This is a genomic window from Pseudomonas syringae, assembly GCF_001698815.1.
In the GTDB taxonomy this organism is placed as follows: domain Bacteria; phylum Pseudomonadota; class Gammaproteobacteria; order Pseudomonadales; family Pseudomonadaceae; genus Aquipseudomonas; species Aquipseudomonas syringae_A.
Map to the genome: position 1 here is coordinate 93,294 of NZ_LGSI01000051.1, position 22,114 is coordinate 115,407.

Annotated in this window: 19 protein-coding genes; 15 read left to right on the forward strand and 4 right to left on the reverse strand. The window is 58.8% G+C overall.

What is annotated here, in order from left to right:
* Positions 1 to 104 precede the first annotated feature (104 nt).
* From urtA to AFK24_RS17715, 7 genes are all read left to right on the forward strand, one after another.
* On the forward strand, positions 105 to 1,349 hold the full coding sequence (urtA, locus tag AFK24_RS17685; protein WP_020294150.1) for an urea ABC transporter substrate-binding protein: 1,245 nt from the start codon (positions 105 to 107) through the stop codon (positions 1,347 to 1,349).
* 158 nt (positions 1,350 to 1,507) lie between these two features.
* Complete coding sequence (gene urtB, locus AFK24_RS17690; protein WP_065834456.1) at positions 1,508 to 2,425, forward strand: urea ABC transporter permease subunit UrtB; 918 nt, start codon at positions 1,508 to 1,510, stop codon at positions 2,423 to 2,425.
* A 58-nt stretch (positions 2,426 to 2,483) separates the two neighbouring features.
* Positions 2,484 to 3,653, forward strand: a complete 1,170-nt coding sequence (urtC, locus tag AFK24_RS17695) for an urea ABC transporter permease subunit UrtC (RefSeq protein ID WP_139110526.1) — start codon at positions 2,484 to 2,486, stop codon at positions 3,651 to 3,653.
* Positions 3,650 to 4,411: an urea ABC transporter ATP-binding protein UrtD gene (gene urtD / locus AFK24_RS17700; RefSeq protein ID WP_065834458.1), complete on the forward strand. Its 762-nt coding sequence runs from the start codon at positions 3,650 to 3,652 to the stop codon at positions 4,409 to 4,411. The genes urtC and urtD overlap by 4 nt, the downstream gene beginning before the upstream one ends.
* 13 nt (positions 4,412 to 4,424) lie before the next feature.
* Positions 4,425 to 5,114 (forward strand): urea ABC transporter ATP-binding subunit UrtE, encoded by a 690-nt coding sequence (gene urtE / locus AFK24_RS17705; RefSeq protein WP_020294146.1) that lies wholly within the window; start codon positions 4,425 to 4,427, stop codon positions 5,112 to 5,114.
* A gap of 133 nt (positions 5,115 to 5,247) precedes the next feature.
* A complete protein-coding gene (gene fmdA, locus AFK24_RS17710) occupies positions 5,248 to 6,477 on the forward strand; it encodes a formamidase (RefSeq protein ID WP_065834459.1) in 1,230 nt (409 codons plus the stop codon).
* A gap of 127 nt (positions 6,478 to 6,604) precedes the next feature.
* Complete coding sequence (locus AFK24_RS17715) at positions 6,605 to 6,952, forward strand: FmdB family zinc ribbon protein (protein ID WP_065834460.1); 348 nt, start codon at positions 6,605 to 6,607, stop codon at positions 6,950 to 6,952.
* Positions 6,953 to 7,027: 75 nt separating this feature from the next.
* On the opposite strand, the gene AFK24_RS17720 is transcribed toward AFK24_RS17715, so the two are convergent.
* The gene (locus tag AFK24_RS17720) at positions 7,028 to 8,485 is read right to left on the reverse strand and encodes a mannose-1-phosphate guanylyltransferase/mannose-6-phosphate isomerase (protein ID WP_065834461.1); all 1,458 of its coding nucleotides are present in this window, start codon (positions 8,483 to 8,485) and stop codon (positions 7,028 to 7,030) included.
* A 414-nt stretch (positions 8,486 to 8,899) separates the two neighbouring features.
* Here AFK24_RS17720 and yegS point away from each other — a divergent pair, with 414 nt between their 5' ends.
* Positions 8,900 to 9,811: a lipid kinase YegS gene (gene yegS / locus AFK24_RS17725; RefSeq protein ID WP_065834462.1), complete on the forward strand. Its 912-nt coding sequence runs from the start codon at positions 8,900 to 8,902 to the stop codon at positions 9,809 to 9,811.
* Here the strand turns inward: yegS and AFK24_RS17730 are convergent.
* The gene (locus AFK24_RS17730; protein ID WP_065834463.1) at positions 9,799 to 10,323 is read right to left on the reverse strand and encodes a hypothetical protein; all 525 of its coding nucleotides are present in this window, start codon (positions 10,321 to 10,323) and stop codon (positions 9,799 to 9,801) included. The two genes, yegS and AFK24_RS17730, sit on opposite strands and share 13 nt — an antisense overlap.
* A 289-nt stretch (positions 10,324 to 10,612) precedes the next feature.
* Between AFK24_RS17730 and AFK24_RS17735 the strand changes: the two genes are divergently transcribed.
* A complete protein-coding gene (locus AFK24_RS17735; RefSeq protein ID WP_065834464.1) occupies positions 10,613 to 11,542 on the forward strand; it encodes a chemotaxis protein CheV in 930 nt (309 codons plus the stop codon).
* A 134-nt stretch (positions 11,543 to 11,676) separates the two neighbouring features.
* Positions 11,677 to 12,486: an MOSC domain-containing protein gene (locus AFK24_RS17740; protein ID WP_065834465.1), complete on the forward strand. Its 810-nt coding sequence runs from the start codon at positions 11,677 to 11,679 to the stop codon at positions 12,484 to 12,486.
* Positions 12,487 to 12,613: 127 nt separating this feature from the next.
* Here the strand turns inward: AFK24_RS17740 and AFK24_RS17745 are convergent, their stop codons facing one another.
* Positions 12,614 to 14,542, reverse strand: a complete 1,929-nt coding sequence (locus tag AFK24_RS17745; RefSeq protein ID WP_065834466.1) for a transglycosylase SLT domain-containing protein — start codon at positions 14,540 to 14,542, stop codon at positions 12,614 to 12,616.
* A gap of 215 nt (positions 14,543 to 14,757) precedes the next feature.
* On the opposite strand from AFK24_RS17745, the gene AFK24_RS17750 reads away from it, so the two are divergent.
* The gene (locus tag AFK24_RS17750) at positions 14,758 to 16,668 is read left to right on the forward strand and encodes an ATP-binding cassette domain-containing protein (protein ID WP_065834467.1); all 1,911 of its coding nucleotides are present in this window, start codon (positions 14,758 to 14,760) and stop codon (positions 16,666 to 16,668) included.
* Between the two features lie 82 nt (positions 16,669 to 16,750).
* Here AFK24_RS17750 and AFK24_RS17755 read toward each other — a convergent pair whose 3' ends face one another.
* Positions 16,751 to 17,191: a universal stress protein gene (locus AFK24_RS17755; protein WP_065834468.1), complete on the reverse strand. Its 441-nt coding sequence runs from the start codon at positions 17,189 to 17,191 to the stop codon at positions 16,751 to 16,753.
* 104 nt (positions 17,192 to 17,295) lie between these two features.
* On the opposite strand from AFK24_RS17755, the gene AFK24_RS17760 reads away from it, so the two are divergent.
* From AFK24_RS17760 to AFK24_RS17775, 4 genes are all read left to right on the forward strand, one after another.
* Positions 17,296 to 17,733, forward strand: coding sequence for a hypothetical protein (locus AFK24_RS17760; RefSeq protein ID WP_065834469.1), 438 nt, complete (start codon positions 17,296 to 17,298; stop codon positions 17,731 to 17,733).
* 587 nt (positions 17,734 to 18,320) lie between these two features.
* Entirely contained in the window at positions 18,321 to 20,468 is a 2,148-nt protein-coding gene (gene fadB / locus AFK24_RS17765) for a fatty acid oxidation complex subunit alpha FadB (RefSeq protein ID WP_065834470.1), read from the forward strand.
* A 21-nt stretch (positions 20,469 to 20,489) separates the two neighbouring features.
* Positions 20,490 to 21,665 (forward strand): acetyl-CoA C-acyltransferase FadA, encoded by a 1,176-nt coding sequence (fadA, locus tag AFK24_RS17770; protein ID WP_065834471.1) that lies wholly within the window; start codon positions 20,490 to 20,492, stop codon positions 21,663 to 21,665.
* Between the two features lie 104 nt (positions 21,666 to 21,769).
* Entirely contained in the window at positions 21,770 to 22,006 is a 237-nt protein-coding gene (locus tag AFK24_RS17775; RefSeq protein ID WP_020294131.1) for a DUF1653 domain-containing protein, read from the forward strand.
* Positions 22,007 to 22,114: the final 108 nt, after the last annotated feature.

Below are 22,114 nucleotides of genomic sequence, written 5' to 3' on the forward strand. Positions count from 1 at the left end.
CATGGTGCGTATACCGGCTTTCGTCCCGCGACTTCATGCTTGCTCCAACCTCGCCACGACGCCTTAACCGGATCTCGGCGAACCACCAGCACAGGAGCGGGAACATGGATTCACGACTGACAGGCGCCAAACGTTTTTTGCCGCGTCGATTGGCGTTGGGCGCAGCTGCGCTCTCGCTGATTGCGGCAGGTGTATTTGGCCAGGTGGCTTTGGCCGATGACGCCAACACCACCGGACTTGCCGTTACCGCTACTGAAGTAACCGTGGGCCAGCTGCACTCGGCGACCGGCACCATGGCGATTTCCGAGACCGGTTCGATCCAGGCCGAACGGCTGGCCATTGATCAGATCAATGCGTCGGGTGGCATCCTCGGTCGGCAGATCAAGGTTGTGCAGGAAGACGGCGCGTCCGACTGGCCAACCTTTGCCGAGAAAGCCAAGAAGCTGCTGGTCGGCGACAAGGTAGCGGCGGTCTTCGGTTGCTGGACGTCGGCGTCGCGCAAAGCGGTGTTGCCCGTCTTCGAGAAAGAAAACGGCCTGCTGTATTACCCGACCTTTTATGAAGGCCTGGAACAGTCGAAAAACGTGATTTACACCGGCCAGGAAGCCACCCAGCAAATCCTCGCCAGCCTGGACTGGATCGCCAAGACCAAAGGCGCCAAGACCTTTTACCTGATCGGCTCGGATTACATCTGGCCGCGTACCTCGATGAAGATCGCCCGCAAGCACATTGAAAACGTGCTGCACGGCACCGTGGTTGGCGAAGATTACTACCCACTGGGCAACACCCAGTTCGGTTCGCTGATCAACAAGGTCAAGCTGAAAAAACCTGACGTGGTCTTCGCTGCGGTCGTCGGCGGTTCCAACGTTGCTTTCTACAAACAGCTCAAGGCGGCAGGCGTTGATTCCACCAAGCAGACCTTGCTGACGCTTTCGGTCACCGAAGACGAACTGCTGGGTATCGGCGGCGAAAACATGAAGGGCTTCTTCGCTTCGATGAAGTACTTCCAGAGCCTGGATAACCCCAACAACAAAGCCTTCGTCGACAGCTTCAAGGCCAAGTACGGCAAGGATTCGGTCATGGGCGACGTGACTCAGGCCGCTTACCTGGGCCCATGGTTGTGGAAGGCCGCCGTCGAAAAAGCCGGCAGCTTCGACGTCGACAAAGTGGTCGCCGCATCCCCTGGCATCGAGCTGAAAACCGCACCTGAAGGCTACGTGAAAATCCACGAAAACCATCACTTGTGGAGCAAGACGCGCATTGGCGAAGTGCAGGCCGACGGCCAGTTCAAAGTCATCTACGAGTCGGAGTTGATCGAGCCGAATCCGTTTCCTAAAGGCTACCAATAACAGAGCCGCTTCGCGGGACGTTGTAGGACCGGCTTCAGCCGGGAGGGCGTCAGTTCACTTACCGCAAATCATGTGCTGTTTCGCAAATAGCCCTCCCGGCTAAAGCCGGTCCTACGACGCTGCCACAACCGCACTTTTCCACCTCGGAGACCATCATCATGGAATGGCTATCGGAATTTGGTGCCATCGCGGCGATGCAGGGGTTCAACGGGCTTTCCGTGTTCTGCGTCCTGCTGCTGATGGCCCTGGGGCTGGCGATCATTTTTGGCCAGATGGGCGTTATCAACATGGCCCATGGTGAATTTCTCACCATCGGCGCATACACCACTTACGTCATGTCCAGCCTGACGCTGCAGTACATGCCGTCCATGCAGCCTTATTACTTCTTCTTCGCCATCGCGTTGTCGTTCGTGGTGGCTGGTGCGGTGGGCTGGGTCGTCGAGTCGGTGATGATCAGCCGCTTGTACCATCGTCCGCTGGATACCTTGCTCGCCACCTGGGGTTTGTCGCTGGTGATGCAGCAGGGTTTTCGTTCGATCTTCGGCGCCCGGGAAGTCAGCGCCACGCCGCCGGAATGGCTGATGGGTTCGGTGAGCCTGAGCGATGCCATTGAGATTCCGCGTAACGGTCTGTTCGTCATGGGCCTGACTGTTCTGCTCACAGCGACGATTTTCCTGATGCTGTATCGCACCCGCTGGGGCCTGCATGTGCGGGCTACGGTACAGAACCGGATCATGAGTCGTGCCGTGGGGATCAACACCCGCAAGGTTGACCGCATGACCTTCGCCCTGGGTTGCGGCGTGGCCGGGGTCGCCGGTGCTGCATTCACCACCATCGGCTCCACCGGGCCAACCGCCGGTTCACTGTACATCGTCGACACCTTTCTGGTGGTGGTTTTCGGCGGTGCGCAAAGCTTGTTCGGAACCATCGCCTCGGCATTTGCCATCGCTCAGACGCAGTCGATTTCCGAGTTTTTCATGAGCGGTTCCATGGCCAAGGTGCTGACCTTGTCGGCGGTAATCCTGATTCTGTTGATGCGCCCGCAAGGGTTGTTTTCCAGCAAAGTACGCAAATAGAGGCGGCCCCATGAATGCTCTAAACCGTAGGACCGGCTTTAGCCGGGAGGGGGCCGGTATGCTCGGCGGCCGGCAGGGTGTGATCGGCCTGCTGATACTCGCCGTGCTGATTCTGGTGGTGTTCCCACTCACCCTCGATGCGTTTCGCTTGAACATGGTCGGCAAATACCTGACCTACGCGTTTGTCGCGGTCGGCCTGGTGTTGTGCTGGGGCTATGGCGGGATTCTCAGCCTGGGGCAGGGCGTGTTCTTCGGCCTGGGCGGCTACTGCATGGCGATGTTTCTCAAGCTGGAAGCGTCGGACCCGGAAAGCACCAAAATCCAGTCCACGCCCGGTATTCCGGACTTCATGGACTGGAACCAGATCACCGAACTGCCCTGGTTGTGGATACCCTTTCACAGTTTCACGTTCACGGTCGTTGCGGTGATCGCGGTACCGGTGTTGTTGGCTTTGGTGATTGGCCTGGCCATGTTCAAGCGTCGGGTCGGTGACGTGTATTTCTCCATCGTCACCCAAGCCATCGCGCTGATCCTGACGGTGCTGATCATCGGCCAGCAAGGCCTGACCGGTGGCGTCAACGGCATTACCGATCTGAAGACGCTGCTGGGCTGGGATATCCGCGACGACAGCGCCAAGCTGGCCTTGTACTTCATCAATGCTGCGCTGCTGTTCGGCTGCATTCTGATCGGCAAATTCATCCTCGCGTCCAAGCTCGGCCGCTTGCTGATGGCCATGCGCGACAAGGAAGAGCGCGTGCGTTTCTCCGGCTACGACGTGGCCAGTTTCAAGATCTTCGTCTACTGCGTTGCGGCCGCGTTTTCGGCGATTGGCGGGGCAATGTTTGCCTTGCAGGTGGGCTTCATGTCGCCGTCGTTCGTGGGCATCGTGCCCTCCATCGAAATGGTGATCTTCGCCGCAGTGGGCGGGCGCATGTCGCTGCTTGGCGCGGTGTACGGCTCGCTGCTGGTCAACTATGGCAAGACGTATTTCTCCGAATCCTTCCCTGAGCTGTGGCTGTACCTGATGGGCGGGTTGTTCATCGCCGTGGTCATGTACTTCCCCAACGGCCTGGCCGGGTTGTGGGAAAGCCATGGTCGCAAGTGGTTCGACCGCGTGCTGCACAAACCCGAGCCGGAGATTGCCAAAGCGGTAGTCATTACGCCGCCGCCGGGACCTGTCGCGGCACCCTCCAAGACTGCCGCGACTTCGATGGAGACTCAGCCATGAGCAGCCCAACGGCTTTTCAAATGCACAAACCGGTGCTGGCCATCGAAGGGCTGACGGTTTCCTTCGACGGTTTCAAGGCGGTGGACGACCTGAATCTGTACATCGACCGCAATGAAGTGCGCGTGGTAATCGGCCCCAACGGTGCGGGCAAGACCACGGTGCTCGACCTGATCTGCGGCAAGACCCGCGCCACCAGCGGCAGTATCCAGTTCGACGGGCGCGAGCTGACCAAGATGCATGAGTACGACATCGTTCGCGCCGGGGTAGGGCGCAAATTCCAGACTCCGTCGATCTACGACAACTTGAGCGTGTTCGAAAACCTGGAAATGTCCTTCCCGGCGGGCCGCTCGGTGTTCGGTGCGCTGTTCTTCAAACGCACCGCCGAAGTGGTGGCGCGGGTCAACGAAGTGGCGGCGGATATCTTCCTCGGCGAATTGCTCCAGCAACAGGCCGGTCTGCTTTCCCACGGGCAGAAGCAGTGGCTGGAAATCGGCATGTTGCTGATGCAGGACCCGGAGCTGCTGATGCTCGACGAGCCGGTGGCGGGCATGAGCGTTAGTGAGCGTTCGCAGACCGCCGAGTTGCTCAATCGCATCAGCCAGGGCCGCTCGGTGCTGGTCATCGAGCACGACATGGAGTTCGTCAAAAGCATCGCGCACAAGGTCACGGTGCTGCACCAGGGCAAGGTTCTGGCCGAAGGCAGCATGGAATCGGTGCAGAACAACCCGAAAGTCATCGAAGTGTATCTGGGCCACTAATAAGGAGCGCGGCATGTTCAAGATCAATCAGCTGGCGTGCGGTTATGGCCAGAGCCAGATTCTTCATGACCTGGACCTCAACGTCGAGAAGCAGGAAATCGTCGCAGTCATGGGCCGCAACGGCATGGGCAAAACCACGCTGTTCAAAAGCCTGATGGGCATCCTCCCACAATGGGGCGGGCAGATTCAGGTGGCGGGTGTGGAAGTTTCCGGCATGGAAACCCACTCGCGGGTTGAGCACGGCATGGCTTACGTCCCACAAGGCCGAATGATTTTTCCGGCCATGAGCGTGCTGGAAAACATTCAGACCGGCTTGCCCGCGTCGGCTCGCGGCATCGTTCCGGAAGACCTCTACGCGCTGTTCCCGGTGCTCTACGACATGCGCGGTCGGCGCGGCGGCAACTTGTCCGGCGGGCAACAGCAGCAACTGGCGATCGCCCGGGCGCTGGCGACCAATCCCAAAGTGCTGTTGCTGGACGAGCCCACCGAAGGCATCCAGCCGTCGATCATCAAGGACATCGCCCGCACCCTCAAAGAGATCCGCACCTTGCGCAACCTGACCATCGTGGTCTCCGAGCAAGTGCTGTCGTTCACCCTGGAAATCGCTGATCGCTTCCTGGTCATCGAGAAGGGCCGCTTCGTGATCGAAGAAACCCGCGCCAATGTCGATGAAGCGACGATCAGCCGGTATTTGTCGGTGTGACACTGATCTGTTGGAGCGAGGCTTGCCCGCGAAGAGGCCGGTACATCCGTCACCTCCACTTGCGTTTGGAACAGTGCTTTCGCGGGCAAGCCTCGCTCCAACAAAAAATATATTCACCCAATGGAGATACGCCATGACCGAAACTCTGATCAAAGTCGACCTCAACCAGCCTGTCACCGAAAACGAAAACATCCACAACCGCTGGCATCCGGACATTCCCATGGCCGCGTGGGTCAAGCCGGGTGATGACTTCATCCTCGAGACCTACGACTGGACTGCCGGCGCGATCAAGAACAACGACGACGCCAGCGACGTGCGCGACGTGGACCTGTCCACCGTGCATTACCTGTCCGGCCCGATTGGCGTGCATGGCGCCGAGCCCGGTGATTTGTTGGTGGTGGACCTGCTCGACATCGGCGCACGTGCCGATTCCCAATGGGGCTTCAACGGGTTTTTCTCGCGCAATAACGGCGGCGGCTTTCTGACCGATCACTTTCCGTCGGCACAAAAAGCCATCTGGGATTTCAAGGGCATGATGACCAGCTCCCGGCACATTCCGGGTGTCGAGTTCGCCGGCCTGATTCACCCCGGTCTGATCGGTTGCCTGCCGGATCACAAAATGCTCGCCGAGTGGAACAAGCGCGAGCAGGAGCTGATCGACACCAATCCGACTCGCGTGCCGCCGTTGGCCAATCCGCCCTCTGCTGCAACTGCGCACCTGGGCAAACTCAAAGGCCCGGCCCGTGATCTGGCGGCCGCGACTGGCGCGCGCACCGTGCCACCCCGCGAGCATGGCGGCAACTGCGACATCAAGGATCTGTCCCGCGGCTCGAAGGTGTTCTTCCCGGTTTACGTGGACGGCGCGGGGCTGTCGGTGGGCGATTTGCACTTCAGCCAGGGCGACGGTGAAATCACCTTCTGCGGCGCCATCGAAATGGCTGGCTGGGTGCACATGCGCGTCGAGCTGATCAAGGGCGGCATGGAGAAATACGGCATCAAGAACCCGGTGTTCAAGCCCAGCCCGATCGTGCCCAACTACAACAAATACCTGATCTTCGAAGGCATCTCGGTGGACGAGGCCGGCAAGCAGCATTACCTGGACGTCAACATCGCCTACCGCCAGGCGTGCCTGAACGCGATCAACTACCTGACCAAGTTCGGCTACTCCCCGGCACAGGGTTATGCGCTGCTGGGTTCTGCGCCGGTGCAAGGGCATATCAGCGGCATCGTCGATATCCCCAACGCCTGCGCGACCCTGTGGCTGCCGACGGAAATCTTCCAGTTCGACATCAACCCCAACGCCAACGGCCCGACCAGGTTTATCGATGGGTTGGTGGATTTGCCGATTGCCTACGATTTGTAGGTTCTACTTGTTGGAGCGAGGCTTGCCCGCGAAGAACGATAACGCGGGATGCCTGATACACCGAGGCGACTGGTTCGCGGGCAAGCCTCGCTCTAACAAGATTTCAACAACTTTCAGGGATTTGCCCATGCCCATGTACGAATTCGATTGCCCCAGCTGTGGCGATTTCACGGCGCTCAAACCCATGGCCGAAAGCGGCATGCCTTGCGCCTGCCCGCAATGCGGCGAGTCGAGCATGCGGGTGATTCTGTCGGCGCCGGGTTTGAGTACGGTGTCAGGCAACAAGCGCCGCGCCCTCGAAACCAATGAGCGCAGCGCCAACGCCCCCAAAACCGTGGCCGAATACCAGGAAAGCAAGCGTCACCCCAGCGGTTGCTCCTGCTGTGCGCCGAGCAAAACCGTGCTGCCGACCAAGGCCAATCCCCATGCGCTGAAAGGCAAGATGGCAGGAAGGCCATGGATGATCAGTCATTGAAACCCGGATCACAGGATCAGGCCTGCCACCAGCACGTGCGGCAGGACTGCGTTATACAAGTTGCCGATCGGTTCGCTAGACCTTTGCCGCTTCGGTCGGCACCCGGCCATAGATATCGGTGAAACGCACGATGTCGTCTTCACCGAGGTATTCGCCGCTCTGCACCTCGATCATCACCAGATCGATGACCCCCGGATTGACCAGGCGATGGGTATGTCCTGGTTTTATGAAGGTGGATTCATTGGTGTCGAGCATGAATTCGGCATCGTTATTGGTGACGCTGGCCATGCCGCTGACGACAATCCAGTGCTCGCTGCGATGGTGATGCATTTGCAATGAAAGCGATGCCTGGGGGCGGACCACGATGCGTTTGATCTTGAAGCGCTTGCCTTCCTCCAGCACGGTATAAGTGCCCCATGGCCGGGTGACCGTGCGATGCAGGCGATAGGCATCATGGCCCTGGCGCTTGAGTTCCTGAGCGATGACTTTCACATCCTGGCTGCGCGTGCCATCGGCGATCAGCAAGGCGTCCGGCGTGTCGATGATGATCAGGTCATCCAGGCCGATGCCACCTACCAGGCGATTCGGCGAGTCGATGTAACAGTTGGTCACGTCGTGCAGCACGGTCTGACCGTTGCACTGGTTGCCTAGCTCATCGACCGGGGTCAGTTCGCGCAAGGCCTGCCAGGAGCCGATATCGCTCCAGCCCAACTGGCAAGGGATCACCGCGACCTTTTGCGAGCGTTCCATTAGCGCGTAGTCAATGGAGATATCCGGCGCCAGGGCAAAGGAATGGCTGTCCAGCTCCAGTTGCAGTTCGTGATTGCCTTGCTTGCTGGTGCTTTGCTCAAGGCATTTCTCGACCGCCGCGAGGATCTGCGGCGCATGCTCCCGGAATTCGCTCAGCAGCGTATCGGCGCGCATGCAAAACATGCCGGCATTCCATAAATGCAGGCCACCGTCCAGATAGCTTTGCGCGGTCGCCGCGTCCGGTTTTTCAATAAAACGCGCGACCTGATAGCCGTGGTCGTTCAACGACTGACCTTTTTCGATGTAGCCGAAACCGGTTTCCGCCTTGTCCGGCAAGATCCCGAAGGTCACCAGCCAGCCCTGGTCAGCCAGGACTCGTGCCTGCTGGACCGCTGCGGAGAAGGCCGCGACGTCGGCAATCAGGTGGTCTGCCGGCAGAATCAGCAACTGGGCGTCTTCGCCATACAGGCGGGCCACGTGCAAGGCGGCGGCAGCCACTGCCGGTGCGGTATTGCGGCCAAATGGCTCAAGGATGAAATCCAGCGCGACCCGGGTTTTGTTCAGTTGCCGGTAGTCGTCAACCGTGCGGAAGTACACCTCCCGATTGGTTACGGTGAGCAATCGATCAACGTCGGGCAGCCCTACGGCGCGCATGAAGGTTTTCTGCAGCAGGCTTTCGCCGTCGGGAAGCCGTATGAAAGGTTTGGGCATGGCTTCGCGGGAGACCGGCCACAACCGGGTGCCGGCGCCGCCGGCGATGATGCAAGGGATGAGGGTGCTCATCAATTAGCCTCACGAGTGAAAAGCACTGCGGGGACAGTGCGTAAAGGTTGTAAGTGTCTAACCACGCAGCCCCTTTTTAGACGACATGACAAATCAGGTATTGAGCGGTCAATAAAACGTCACTTGTCGCGAAAGATAAAAATATAGTCAGTATTTTGGCTTGTGCGCGATTTTCACGACCCCTTCTGTCGTTTTGCTGATATTTCTCGTTCGTTATCCATTCGAAACGCAGTGGGCTGCTATTTAGCTGAGTGAACCACCCCCAAGCGGATATTTTTGGGGAGTAAAGCTCATGAAACGGGACGTGTCCGAAGAAATCAGCCGCCCGGGAGAAATTATTCTGCGATTGAAGGGTTTTTCTTCTTCCGCTGAGGTCAACATCTTGCGCAATGAATCAGAGGGGAGGGCGCGTTGATGACAGGTCGAAAAGCGATGTTAATTCTGCACGGTAAGCAGGCACTCAATGAAGAAGTGCGCGCGGCCGTGATGGACAAGCGCAATGAAGGTTGGGAGTTGGACGTGCGTGTCACATGGGAGGGCGGCGATGCGCAACGTCTGGTAAAAGAAGCGCTGGCTGCAGGACACACGCAAATCATTGCGGGTGGCGGCGACGGTACGTTGCGGGACATCGCCGAAGCCCTGGCAGATACCGACGCAGAGCTGACCATCATGCCGCTGGGCACCGCCAATGATTTCGCACGAGCGGCGGGCGTCCCACTGGAACCCAAGGCGGCCCTGGACTTGCTGGATGTGCCTGCGCGTCCGGTGGATCTCGGCGAAGTCGACGGCAAGGTATTTCTCAACATGGCAACCGGCGGTTTCGGTAGCCAAGTCACCGCCAACACCTCGGAAGACCTGAAAAAGGTCCTGGGTGGTGCCGCTTATCTGTTCACCGGGCTGACACGCTTCAGTGAGCTGAGCACGGCCTACGGTGAATTGAATGGTCCGGATTTCCACTGGCGCGGCGACTTGCTGGCACTGGGCATCGGCAATGGCCGACAAGCCGGGGGTGGACATGTGCTGTGCCCAACTGCGCTGGCCGATGACGGTTTGCTCGATATCAGCATCTTGCCCGCACCCCAGGAACTGGTCGGTACCCTGAGAGGACTGCTGGAGGGCGGGTTGGGCATCGACAACATGTTCATTCGCGCGCGTCTGCCCTGGATCGAACTGAAGTCGGCCCAAGGGCTGGATATCAATCTGGACGGCGAGCCGTTGTCAGGCGAAAACCTGCGATTTTCGGCGCGTCCGGCAGCGCTGCATGTGCATCTGCCGGCCGATTCTGCGCTGTTCACGACGCCCCGGCACATAGCTCATGCGGACTGACCCTCTGGATCTTCCGGTGGGAGAGGACTTGTCGTCCAGGCGCCGCGTTGTCGCGCAGCAAACACCGGCACCCGTTGGAACGAGCATTTTCCTGCGTCCGTCACGCTTCCAGCAGGTCGGGTGGCAGAGGTGAGATTTGCCAGCAGCTCACGCTGTTCGCTGTCGTCGAGCAGTAACAGCCCGTCGCGGGGATCGATCAGTTCGAGTTGCCAGGCGAGCAGGGCGAAACAGTCTTTCAACACTTGCAGCACGTTGTCCTGGAAATGCCTGTCGAGCATTGCGGCACTCAACACACTCAGCAATTGCCGGGAGAAGTCCGCAACGCCGGCAACCGCAGCGTTTTCTGCCGCGTCGCTGAGTTTGTGCAACGTGGCGATCAGGCAGTCAATGGCGTCTTGATCGTCGTTGATCAGTTCCAGGTGCGACAGGCATTCTTGCAAGCGGCTCAGAAGCGCCTGGGTTTCGCTGAGAAATTCGGGATATCTGTCTTGCCATTGAAGGCCGTTCAGCATGCTTGATCTCCACATTCCATGGCCGGCGACTGGGGCTCGCGTTCGACGAGTGGCTGCCAGTTAATGTGGATTTCCAATGGAAGTCTGTAGGCCGATTCTGAAGTTCGCCAAAACCTGACCGGTCTCCCATTTGCCGTGCCCGACACTCTGAAAGAAAATTCCGACAAGCGATGGTGTTAATGTGACATCAAGCTTGGGACGTGGCATTTTATTGCGATTAAGGTCTCGCTCACATCAGCCGATAACAGGTCTAGCGGACTCACTGTGACCCACGCTTCTGGAGCTATACATGGCTGGCATTCTCGACTCGGTAGATCAACGCACACAGCTGGTGGGCGAGAACCGCCTGGAAATTCTCATGTTTCGCCTGGCGGGTCGGCAGTTATTCGCCATCAACGTGTTCAAGGTCCAGGAAGTGTTACAGCTGCCGAAGCTGACCCTGATGCCCCAGCGGCACGCGTTCGTCTGCGGTGTGGTCAATCTGCGCGGCCAGACATTGCCGGTGATCGACCTTTCCCAGGCAATCGGTATGCGCCCGTTGGTGCCGGGGCCAACCAGTACGATCATCGTTACCGAATACAACCGCTCGGTTCAGGCATTTCTGGTCGGTGGCGTGGACCGCATCGTCAACATGAACTGGGAGTCGATCCTGCCGCCACCGGCCAGCGCCGGGCGTCAGCACTACCTGACCGCCATCAGCAAGGTCGATGACCAGCTGGTGGAAATCATCGACGTGGAAAAAGTCCTCGCTGAAATCGTGCCGTACAACGCCAAAGTCTCGCGCGAGAAGCTCGAAGATCCGATTCTCGAGCGTGCCCGTGGCCGGGAAATCCTGCTGGTCGACGACTCGAAAGTGGCGCTCAGCCAACTGCGTGACACCTTGTCCCAGCTCGGCGTGAAGCTGCACGTAGCCAGCGACGGCCTCAAGGCGCTGAACATGCTCAAGGGCTGGGCGGACAGCGGCGAAGTCATGACCGACAAACTGCTGATGATCTTTACCGATGCCGAAATGCCGGAAATGGACGGCTACCGTCTGACCACCGAAATCCGTAACGACCCACGCCTGCGCGAATTGTATGTCGTGCTGCACACCTCGCTGTCCGGCAGTTTCAACGAATCCATGGTGAAAAAGGTCGGCTGCGACAACTTCCTTTCCAAATTCCAGCCCGACAAACTGGTGGATGTGGTGCGTGAGCGCCTGATGATGATCCACGGCTGATGTTTGTGCCTGCCTGAATCCGGGTTGATACCCGCTCGGGCAGGTCGTTTTTGTCTGTCTGATTCCTGGCAGGTTCGTATAAGCTTGTTGCTCTCCGAGCCTTCGCTTATCACCTGCTACACAAGGATCAGGCCATGTTGCATCTCAGTGCGCTGTATCAATTCCCCCTCAAATCCTGCAAGGCCCATGTGTTGCAGCAGGCGGCGTTTGACGAACTGGGGATGGTCGGCGATCGACGCTGGATGCTGGTGGAAGAAAGCAGCGGTCGTTTCCTGACCCAGCGCGCCTTGCCGCACATGTCGCAACTTTCAGTGCTTTGGAACAGCGATGGCGGCGTCACGCTGTCGGCGCCCGGTCATTCGCCCCTTGACGTGCCACTTCCCGAGAACAGCGAGCCCACATTGCGTGGCGTCACGCTCTGGCGCGATACCCTGCGCGTACCGGATGCCGGTGACGAAGCGGCGCGCTGGGTCAGCGACTTCATCGGCAAGCCGACGCGCATGGTTTATGTGCCCTCGGATCGTGCGCGCTGGTTGCCCAGTGGTTACGGCACTATCGATGACAAGGTCGGGTTCGCCGATGGATTCCCGTTGCTGTTGATCGGTCAGGCATCGCTGGATGACTTGTCCGCCAGAATCGGCCGCCCGCAAGAGATGCTGCGCTTTCGTCCGAACCTGGTGGTCGAAGGCGCTGAAGCCTTTGCCGAGGATGGCTGGAAACGTATTCGCATCGGCGACATCGAATTCCGCCTGCTCAAAGGCTGCTCGCGCTGCATCCTGACCACCATCGACCCGGCCACCGGCGAGCGCAACGCCGACCGCGAACCCCTGACCACCCTCAAGACTTATCGCGAACGCGAAGGGGATGTGTGGTTTGGCCAGAACATGGTCAGTGATGGGCGCGGGGTGATCGAGGTGGGGATGCCAGTTGAAATTCTGGAGTGATTAAATAGCGGTCCGTAGGAGCGAGGCTTGCCCGCGAAGAGGAGCGACGCGGTGGGTCTGGCCTACCGCGCTGCCTGATTCGTGGGCAAGTCGGAACGCCGCCCGCTCGCTCCAACAAATTCAGCACTCACAAATCATCGAAAAACCGCTCATGCCAATCCACCAGCGGCTGCGGTGAGTTGAGCTTTTGTCCGTAGATCACCGAATAAGACAACACGTTCTGCACATACTGGCGGGTTTCGTCGAACGGGATGCTTTCCACCCAGACGTCAAAGGCCAGGTGATTGGCGCCCTTGAGCCATTGGCGAACGCGGCCAGGGCCTGCGTTGTAAGCCGCCGACGCCAGCACGCGGTTACCGTTGAACTGGCTATGCACCTGGCTCAAGTAAGCTGCGCCGAGCTGGATGTTGGTGTCCGGATCCAGCACTTGCTGAGGCGATGCCAGCGGAATGCTGAACTTGCGCGCAGTTTCCTTGGCCGTGGCCGGCATCAGTTGCATCAGGCCGCTGGCGCCAACACCGGAGCGGGCATCGTCCATGAAGGCGCTTTCCTGGCGGGTAATCGCGAACACCCAGCTTGAATGCAAACCACGCAGCTGCGCTTCACGGACCAGTGTTTCGCGGTGGGCCATCGGGAAGCGGATATCCAGATCGTCCCAATATTGCGCCTGGCTGATGGTGCGGATGGCCGGGAAGTACCATTTCAGGTCATAGGCCAGTTTTGCCTGGGCGACCATTTCATCACGGCTGAACGAACGGCTGACGTGGTACCACTCACGGCGACCGTCGACGATCTGCCCGCGCGCATGAAATTCCAGAGCCCGACGCACGCCGGGTGTATTGCGCACTTTGGTGATCAGCGCCTGACTGAGCAGCAGCGGCTTGTTGTTGAGCTGATAGGAGCTTTGCGTGCGGTCGGCGGCGAGGAATCCGTAGAAATCCCGCTCTTTCGCCACGCCTTTATAGAGGTTGGCAATCAACGGGCTGCCAGGTTGGGCAAGTTCCAGTGAGCGCGCTTCCCAGTAGCGCCAGCGATTGGTGTCGGCCAGATCCTTGGGCAGGCGGCGGGTCAGCTCGTAGGCATCTTCCCAGCGGCCAAGCCGCAACAGCAGGCGCAGACGCCATTCGGTGACGGTGTTGTCACGCAGTTCCGGGTCGTACTTGGTCATCACTTCCAACGCGCGGCCATCGTAGCGGCGGGCCAGGGTCAAGCCGATTTCCTTGGCGATCTGCACCTGTTCTTCCCGGGAGAAGTGCATGGTGGTCGCGTAGCCGTCGAGCATTTCCAGGGCTTTCTGCGGGTCCTGTTTCGCCAGACGCCGCAGGCCGAGCCCAACGACATCGGACATGGCTTCATCGACCGGAGCGAATTGGCCCGGGTTGTTGAGCATTTCCGGCTTCTTCGCCACCGCCAGCAGCAATCTGCCTTGTGGGGCCAGGCTGTTGAGACTGTTGACCAGTGTTGTCGCCAGGCTGTAGTTGCCAGCGGTGGCCGCGAGCTTGGCGCGCTGCCAGCGTTTCTGCTCTGGCAACTGGCCGTCGGCTGCCCATTGCGCGAAGAAGCCGTCGCACGCTTCCGGCAGTGTCTTGCCGGTCATCCACAGTTTTTCAGCGTTCGCGTAGCCCTCGGCTTTCTTGCCGTGGCCCAGCAGATACTGGCCGTACAGGCAGTCGAGTTCGACGAAATTCATCTTCGGGTCGTAATACTTGACGAAGGGTTGCCAGTCACCGCGTTCGGCCAGCGAGCGCAACCAGCGCAATTTCATCCAGTTGGCCTGCGGCAGGTCGCCGTGCTCGGCCAGGAATTTCTCGATTTCCGGATTGCTGGCGCTTTTGAGTCGGGCGGTCAGCTCGTCGTAGGCCAGATAGGGCTCCAGCGGATAGTCGGCCAGTTCAGCGGCGTACATCCGATAAGGGCCGGTGTCGCCTTTGGCCAGCGCGCGCTTGGCCTCATCGTAATATTGGCGTTGTTGACCAAGATCCGCGGCGTAGGTGCTCTGGGCCACGGTTGCCGAGAGGATGAGGCAGGAGAAAAGACCGAACAAGCGACTGCGCATGAGACTTCCGAGCAGATGAATCGTGAAAAGTGCCGCTAGCTTAGCCTTTTGCCAGCTCCGGGTGAAAGCATTGCCGACGGGGGTGTCGCACTTGGAAATAAATGACGACTATATAAGGAGGCAACCGCTCCTATGGTGGCCGGTCAATCATCACTGAAAGCCAACATAGGCCCGCTATCTCAGGTAGAATGCGCCCCCAGTTTTTGGAGAAGCTCATGACCCTGCTCAAATTCACCGATGTGTCCCTTGCTTTCGGCGCCATGCCGTTGTTGGACAAGGTGTCCTGGCAAATTGCCCGTGGTGAGCGGGTGTGCATCATCGGCCGAAACGGTACCGGCAAGTCCAGCATGTTGAAGCTGGTCAAAGGTGTGCAAAAACCCGACGACGGGGCTGTCTGGCGTGCGCCGGGGCTCAAGATCGGCGAACTGCCCCAGGAATTGCCGGTGGCCGACGAGAGGACTGTATTCGACGTCGTAGCCGAAGGCCTGGATGGCGTTGGCGCCTTGCTCGCGCAATACCATCACCTGGCGCAGAACTGCGTAACCGAGGAAGACCTCGACAAGCTGATGCATGTGCAGCAAGACCTCGAAGCCCGTGACGGCTGGCGTCTGCAGCAATTGGTCGACAGCACCCTGAGTCGCCTGCAACTGCCGGCCGACAAGACCCTGGCCGAGTTGTCCGGTGGCTGGCGTCGTCGCGTGCTGCTTGCTCAGGCGCTGGTGTCCGAGCCGGATCTGCTGCTGCTCGATGAGCCAACCAACCACCTGGACATCGGCGCCATCGCCTGGCTCGAAGAAGCCTTGATGGGCTTCCAGGGCGCCGTGTTGTTCATCACGCACGACCGTTCTTTCCTGCAGAACCTGGCAACCCGGATTCTGGAGCTGGATCGCGGCGGCCTGATCGACTGGAACGGCGACTACGCCAGCTTCCTGGTCCACAAGGAAGCCATGCTCTCGGCGGAAGAGACCGCCAACGCACTGTTCGACAAGCGTCTGGCCCAGGAAGAAGTCTGGATTCGCCAGGGCATCAAGGCCCGTCGTACCCGTAACGAAGGCCGCGTGCGTGCTCTCAAAGAGTTGCGTGTAGAGCGCAGCGAACGTCGCGAGCGCACCGGCAAGGCCAACATCCAGCTGGATACCGCCGATAAATCCGGCAAGCAGGTCATGGTCCTCGACAACGTCAGCTTCGCTCATCCGGGCGGCCCGATGTTGATCAAGGATTTCTCCATGGTCCTGCAGCGCGAAGACCGTATTGGTCTGCTCGGCGCCAACGGTACCGGCAAGACCACCTTGCTCAAGCTAATGCTCGATAACCTGCAGCCGACTAACGGCTCGGTTGAGGTCGGCACACGCCTGGACGTGGCTTACTTCGACCAGCTGCGCCATCAGCTGGATCTGGAAAAAACCGTTATCGATAACGTCGCCGAAGGTCGTGACTTCATCGATATCGACGGCCAGAGCCGTCACGTGTTGAGCTATCTGGGCGATTTCCTGTTCAGCCCGCAGCGTGCCCGCACGCCGGTCAAGGCGCTGTCCGGCGGTGAACGAGCGCGCTTGTTGCTGGCCAAGCTGTTCAGCAAGCCGGCCAACCTGCTGGTGCTCGACGAACCGACCAACGACCTGGACGTTGAAACCCTGGAACTGCTGGAAGAAGTGCTGCTGACCTTCAAGGGCACCGTGTTGATGGTCAGTCACGATAGGGCATTCCTCGACAACGTCGTCACCAGTACGCTGGTGTTCGAAGGCGAAGGCAAGGTTCGTGAATACGTCGGTGGTTATCAGGACTGGCTGCGTCAGGGTGGCTCGCCACGTCTGCTGGGCGTGACTGATACCAAGTCCGGCAAAGCCGAGCTGGCCACCGCAGTCGTCGAAGCAACGCCTGTTGCTGCCAAAGACATGCCGGTTGCCAAGAAAAAGCTCAGCTACAAGCTGCAACGCGAGCTGGAAGCGCTGCCTGAGCAAATCGACGAAGTCGAAGCGCAGATGGCTGCCTTGAATGCTGAAATGGCTGAGGCTGGTTTCTACCAGCGTCCTGCCGAACAGACCGCCGCAGTGCTGGCCCAGCTGGAAAACCGGCAGGCTCAGCTTGACGGTTTGCTGGAGCGTTGGGCTGAACTGGACGCCTGAGTGCGTTTGGCGTTGCCATAAAAAAGCCCGGATCATTCAATGATTCGGGCTTTTTGCTGCCGGGCTGCGATGGAGTTGGCAGTTATTCAGCTTTTTTCAGGCGTACGGCCAGCACGTCACAGGGGGCGCCGTGCAGCACGTCATTGGCGGTCGAGCCGAGCAGCAGGGCCAGGCCGTGACGGCCGTGGCTACCGACCACGATCAGGTCGCAGTTTTCCTTGCGGGCCAGTTCGTGAATTTCCTGACGCGGTTGCCCGTAGACAAGATGGGCGTCGCCCACGTTGACTTCAGGGTAATTGACTTTCAGTGCGGCCAATTTTTCCTTGGCCTGATCGAACTGCTGTTGTTGCAGCTGCGAAAGGTCCATGGGCACGTCGCCACCGAAGGCCATGGCCATGGGTTCGACGATATGCACCAGTGAAAGCTTGGCTCCGTTGCGCACTGCTACCTCGCGACCGCGGGCAAGTACAGGGCTGCACTCTTCAGTAAGGTCAACGGCGACCAGAATGTGTTCATACTTCATGAGGAAGTCCTCCGGAGGTTTGCAATGGCGTCAGTATGGCTGGTTCATGCCTTTCTGGGCAGACCCTTGTTTTTAACAGTGCGAATCAAAAGGCAGGCAGCAATATGACGGTCTGGATAATCCTGTCAATCGTTGGTGTGATGCTCAGCCCATTGGTGTGGCTGCGGCCGTCGCGGCAGCAGAGCGGCAGAATGGCACTGCGTATGGAGGCGCGGCGCATGGGGCTGGCCATGCAACTGGCGCCGCAGGAGTGGCCGCACTGGTTGCCCAAGGAGCCACCGAGCCCTTGTGCGCAATATCACCGACCACGACGCATGGAAAAAGCCGCATCCTGGGTGTATTGGCAGACTGAGGCCGGCGTCTGGCTCAATCGCTGGCGTGAGCCCTGCGAGGACGAGCGCTTGTTGACTCAATTCAACACGCTGCCCGCTGATGTGTTCAAGGTCGAGGCTGACGAGCAAATGATTGCCCTGTATTGGGCCGAGCGGGGCGAGACAGAAGTATTGCAGCGTATTGCTGCAGTGCTTAAAGCCCTGGCTTGAGGCCCGTGGACTGAATCTCAGGCATTAAAAAGCCCGACAACAACATCGGGCTGGGGTTGGCCAGGCAGGCCGATAATCTGTAGCGCATCTCGGTGCAATGCCGAAAAAGCGCGGGCTAGAGCGGCGGGGTCGAATGATCGGTTCAGCCGTCTTGTGCAGTGCGCTGAATGTAGACCTTCTGCGCCGTTTTGTCGCGATTCCTTCACTTTTTTTTCTTGCGTGACCTGCTTCAGTGCAAAAACCTGTCCGGGTTTATCACCGTTTGTTCACGATAAACGCGCTGAATGACTGCCAATCATCGTCGCTGACCGGGACGATTACTTGCGCAGACGCCGATCATTTCCCGGTTTTATTGGCATTTAGCCGAATTGACAATTATCCGGATTTGGAAGATGGTGTGCGTACCCAAATCAAACGGGCGTATGAATTGAGCGTTTGGTCCGTCAGACCGCTCTTACAGAATCCCGGCTACTTACACCGGCGGGTGTGCCTGGTGATTTGGCGCTTCATCGACGGTGACGTCGTAGTCACGCCAGAACCAGCGTCCGGTGTGTATTGTTCAGCTTCCATATCGTGGAGATCAGTTGATGATTTACGAAGGTAAAGCCATCACGGTTAAGGCTCTTGAGAGTGGCGTCGTCGAATTGAATTTCGATCTCAAGGGTGAGTCCGTCAACAAGTTCAACCGTCTCACCCTCAACGACCTGCGTCAGGCCGTGGACACCATCAAGGCTGATGGTTCGATCAAGGGCGTGATTGTCACCAGCGGCAAAGACGTGTTTATCGTCGGTGCTGACATCACCGAATTCGTCGAAAACTTCAAATTGCCGGACGCCGAGCTATTGGCGGGCAATCTGGAAGCCAACCGGATTTTCAGCGACTTTGAAGACCTTGGCGTACCGACCGTAGTCGCCATCAATGGCGTCGCGTTGGGCGGTGGCCTGGAAATGTGCCTGGCCGCTGACTATCGCGTCATGTCCAGCAGCGCCAAGATCGGCCTGCCGGAAGTCAAACTCGGCCTCTACCCTGGCTTCGGCGGTACGGTTCGCCTGCCACGGATCATCGGTGCCGATAACGCCATCGAGTGGATTGCTTCCGGTAAAGAAAACCGTGCTGAAGACGCGCTGAAAGTCGGCGCAGTCGATGCTGTAGTCGCACCAGAAAAACTGCGCGATGCAGCCCTGGACCTGATCAAGCGCGCCATCTCCGGCGAGTTCGATCACAAGGCCAAGCGCCAGCCGAAGCTGGACAAGCTCAAGCTGAACGCCATCGAACAGATGATGGCCTTCGAAACCGCCAAGGGTTTCGTTGCCGGTCAAGCCGGTCCGAACTATCCGGCGCCGGTGGAAGCGATCAAGACCATCCAGAAAGCCGCGAACTTCGGTCGTGACAAGGCGCTGGAAATCGAAGCCGCCGGTTTCGTGAAAATGGCCAAGACTTCTGCGGCGCAGAGTCTGATCGGTCTGTTCCTGAACGATCAGGAACTGAAAAAGAAAGCCAAGATCTACGACGAAGTCGCCAAGGACGTGAAGCAGGCCGCCGTATTGGGCGCTGGCATCATGGGCGGCGGTATTGCCTATCAATCGGCTGTCAAAGGCACGCCGATCCTGATGAAGGACATCCGCGAAGACGCCATTCAACTGGGTCTGAACGAAGCAGCCAAATTGCTCGGCGGTCGCGTTGAAAAAGGCCGTCTGACCGTGCCGAAAATGGCTGAAGCGCTTAACGCGATTCGTCCGACGCTGTCCTACGGCGATTTCGGTAATGTCGATCTGGTGGTTGAAGCCGTCGTCGAGAACCCCAAAGTCAAGCAGGCAGTATTGGCCGAAGTCGAGTCCCAGGTGGGCGAAGACACCATTCTGGCGTCCAACACCTCGACGATATCCATCAGCCTGTTGGCCAAAGCCCTCAAGCGCCCGGAAAACTTCGTCGGCATGCACTTCTTCAACCCGGTGCACATGATGCCGCTGGTTGAGGTGATCCGTGGCGAGAAGTCCAGTGAAGTCGCCGTCGCTACCACCGTGGCCTACGCCAAGAAAATGGGCAAGAACCCGATTGTGGTCAATGACTGCCCGGGCTTTTTGGTCAACCGCGTGCTGTTCCCGTACTTCGGCGGTTTCGCCAGACTGGTCAGCGCGGGCGTGGACTTCGTGCGCATCGACAAGGTCATGGAAAAATTCGGCTGGCCAATGGGCCCGGCGTATTTGATGGACGTGGTCGGCATCGACACCGGTCACCATGGTCGTGATGTGATGGCCGAAGGCTTCCCGGATCGCATGAAGGACGACCGTCGCTCTGCCATCGACGCGCTCTACGAAGCCAAGCGCCTGGGCCAGAAGAATGGCAAAGGTTTCTACGCCTACGAGACGGACAAGAAGGGCAAGCCGAAGAAAGTCAGCGATGCCGCTGTGCTTGAAGTGCTCAAGCCGGTCATCTACGAACAGCGCGAAGTGTCCGACGAGGACATCATCAACTGGATGATGATCCCGCTGTGCCTGGAAACCGTGCGTTGCCTGGAAGACGGTATCGTCGATACCGCCGCAGAAGCCGATATGGGCTTGATCTACGGCATCGGTTTCCCTCCGTTCCGCGGCGGTGCGTTGCGTTACATCGACTCGATCGGCGTCGCTGAGTTCGTCGCCCTGGCTGACCAATATGCTGACTTGGGCGCCTTGTACCACCCGACTGCGAAGCTGCGTGAAATGGCCAAGAACGGCCAGAGCTTCTTCGGTTAAGCGCCTTTCAGGAGTGAATTTATGAGTTTGAATCCAAGAGACGTCGTGATTGTCGACTTCGGTCGCACCCCGATGGGCCGCTCCAAGGGTGGCATGCACCGCAATACCCGCGCCGAAGACATGTCGGCGCACCTGATCAGCAAATTGCTGGAACGCAACAGCAAAGTCGACCCGGCTGAAGTCGAGGACGTGATCTGGGGCTGCGTCAACCAGACCCTGGAGCAGGGCTGGAACATCGCCCGCATGGCGTCGCTACTGACGCAGATTCCGCACACCTCGGCGGCACAAACCGTGAGCCGTCTGTGCGGTTCGTCGATGAGCGCACTGCACACCGCGGCGCAAGCGATCATGACCGGCAACGGCGATGTCTTCGTCATTGGCGGCGTTGAGCACATGGGCCACGTCAGCATGATGCACGGCGTCGATCCAAACCCGCACATGTCGCTGTACGCAGCGAAGGCGTCGGGCATGATGGGTCTGACAGCGGAAATGCTCGGCAAGATGCACGGCATTACCCGTGAGCAACAAGATGCTTTCGGCGTGCGTTCGCACCAGTTGGCCCACAAGGCAACGCTGGAAGGCAAGTTCAAGGACGAAATCATCCCGATGCAAGGGTATGACGAGAACGGCCTGCTCAAGGTTTTCGACTACGACGAGACCATTCGTCCGGAGACAACCCTGGAAAGCCTCGCGGCCTTGAAGCCGGCTTTCAACCCGAAAGGCGGAACTGTGACCGCGGGCACATCGTCGCAGATCACTGATGGCGCATCATGCATGATCGTCATGTCTGCCCAACGTGCCCAGGATCTTGGTATCCAGCCGATGGCGGTCATCCGCTCCATGGCCGTGGCCGGTGTCGACCCGGCAATCATGGGTTACGGGCCAGTGCCTGCTACCCAGAAAGCCTTGAAGCGCGCGGGTCTGAGCATCTCGGATATCGACTTCTTCGAGCTCAACGAAGCTTTCGCCGCACAGGCCCTGCCAGTGCTGAAAGATTTGAAAGTGCTCGACAAGATGAACGAGAAGGTTAACCTGCACGGCGGTGCTATCGCTCTGGGCCATCCATTTGGATGTTCCGGTGCGCGTATCTCCGGCACTTTGCTCAACGTCATGAAGCAGAATGGCGGCAACCTCGGCGTTGCTACCATGTGCATCGGACTGGGTCAGGGCATCGCTACCGTCTTCGAACGCGTCTGATTTGTCAGGGTGACGCAAGCCGGGGCCAAGTGCCCCGGCTTTTGTATTTTGGCAAAAGCTGTTTTATAGAATTGTTTTCCAATGTGTCTTGCGAGGACAGCAGCATGAAATTACAGCCAGGGCTCTACCGCCATTACAAAGGCCCCGAGTACCGCGTATTCAGTGTTGCCAGGCACTCCGAGACCGAAGAAGAAGTGGTGTTTTACCAAGCCTTGTATGGCGATTACGGTCTGTGGGTACGCCCATTGGAGATGTTTCTGGAGTCGGTCGAGGTTGACGGCGAGCAAGTGCCGCGCTTTGCTTTGGTCCAGGCCGAACCGAGTCTCTTTTCCAGGCCGTGAATCGTGATTGAAGACAACCCCGCGCTTGACCTCGGGTTGTAGCCACTATATATAGCGGGGCCTCGACAGGCTCCAACCGTCTTTCATTTTCAGTATTCAGGAATTTTC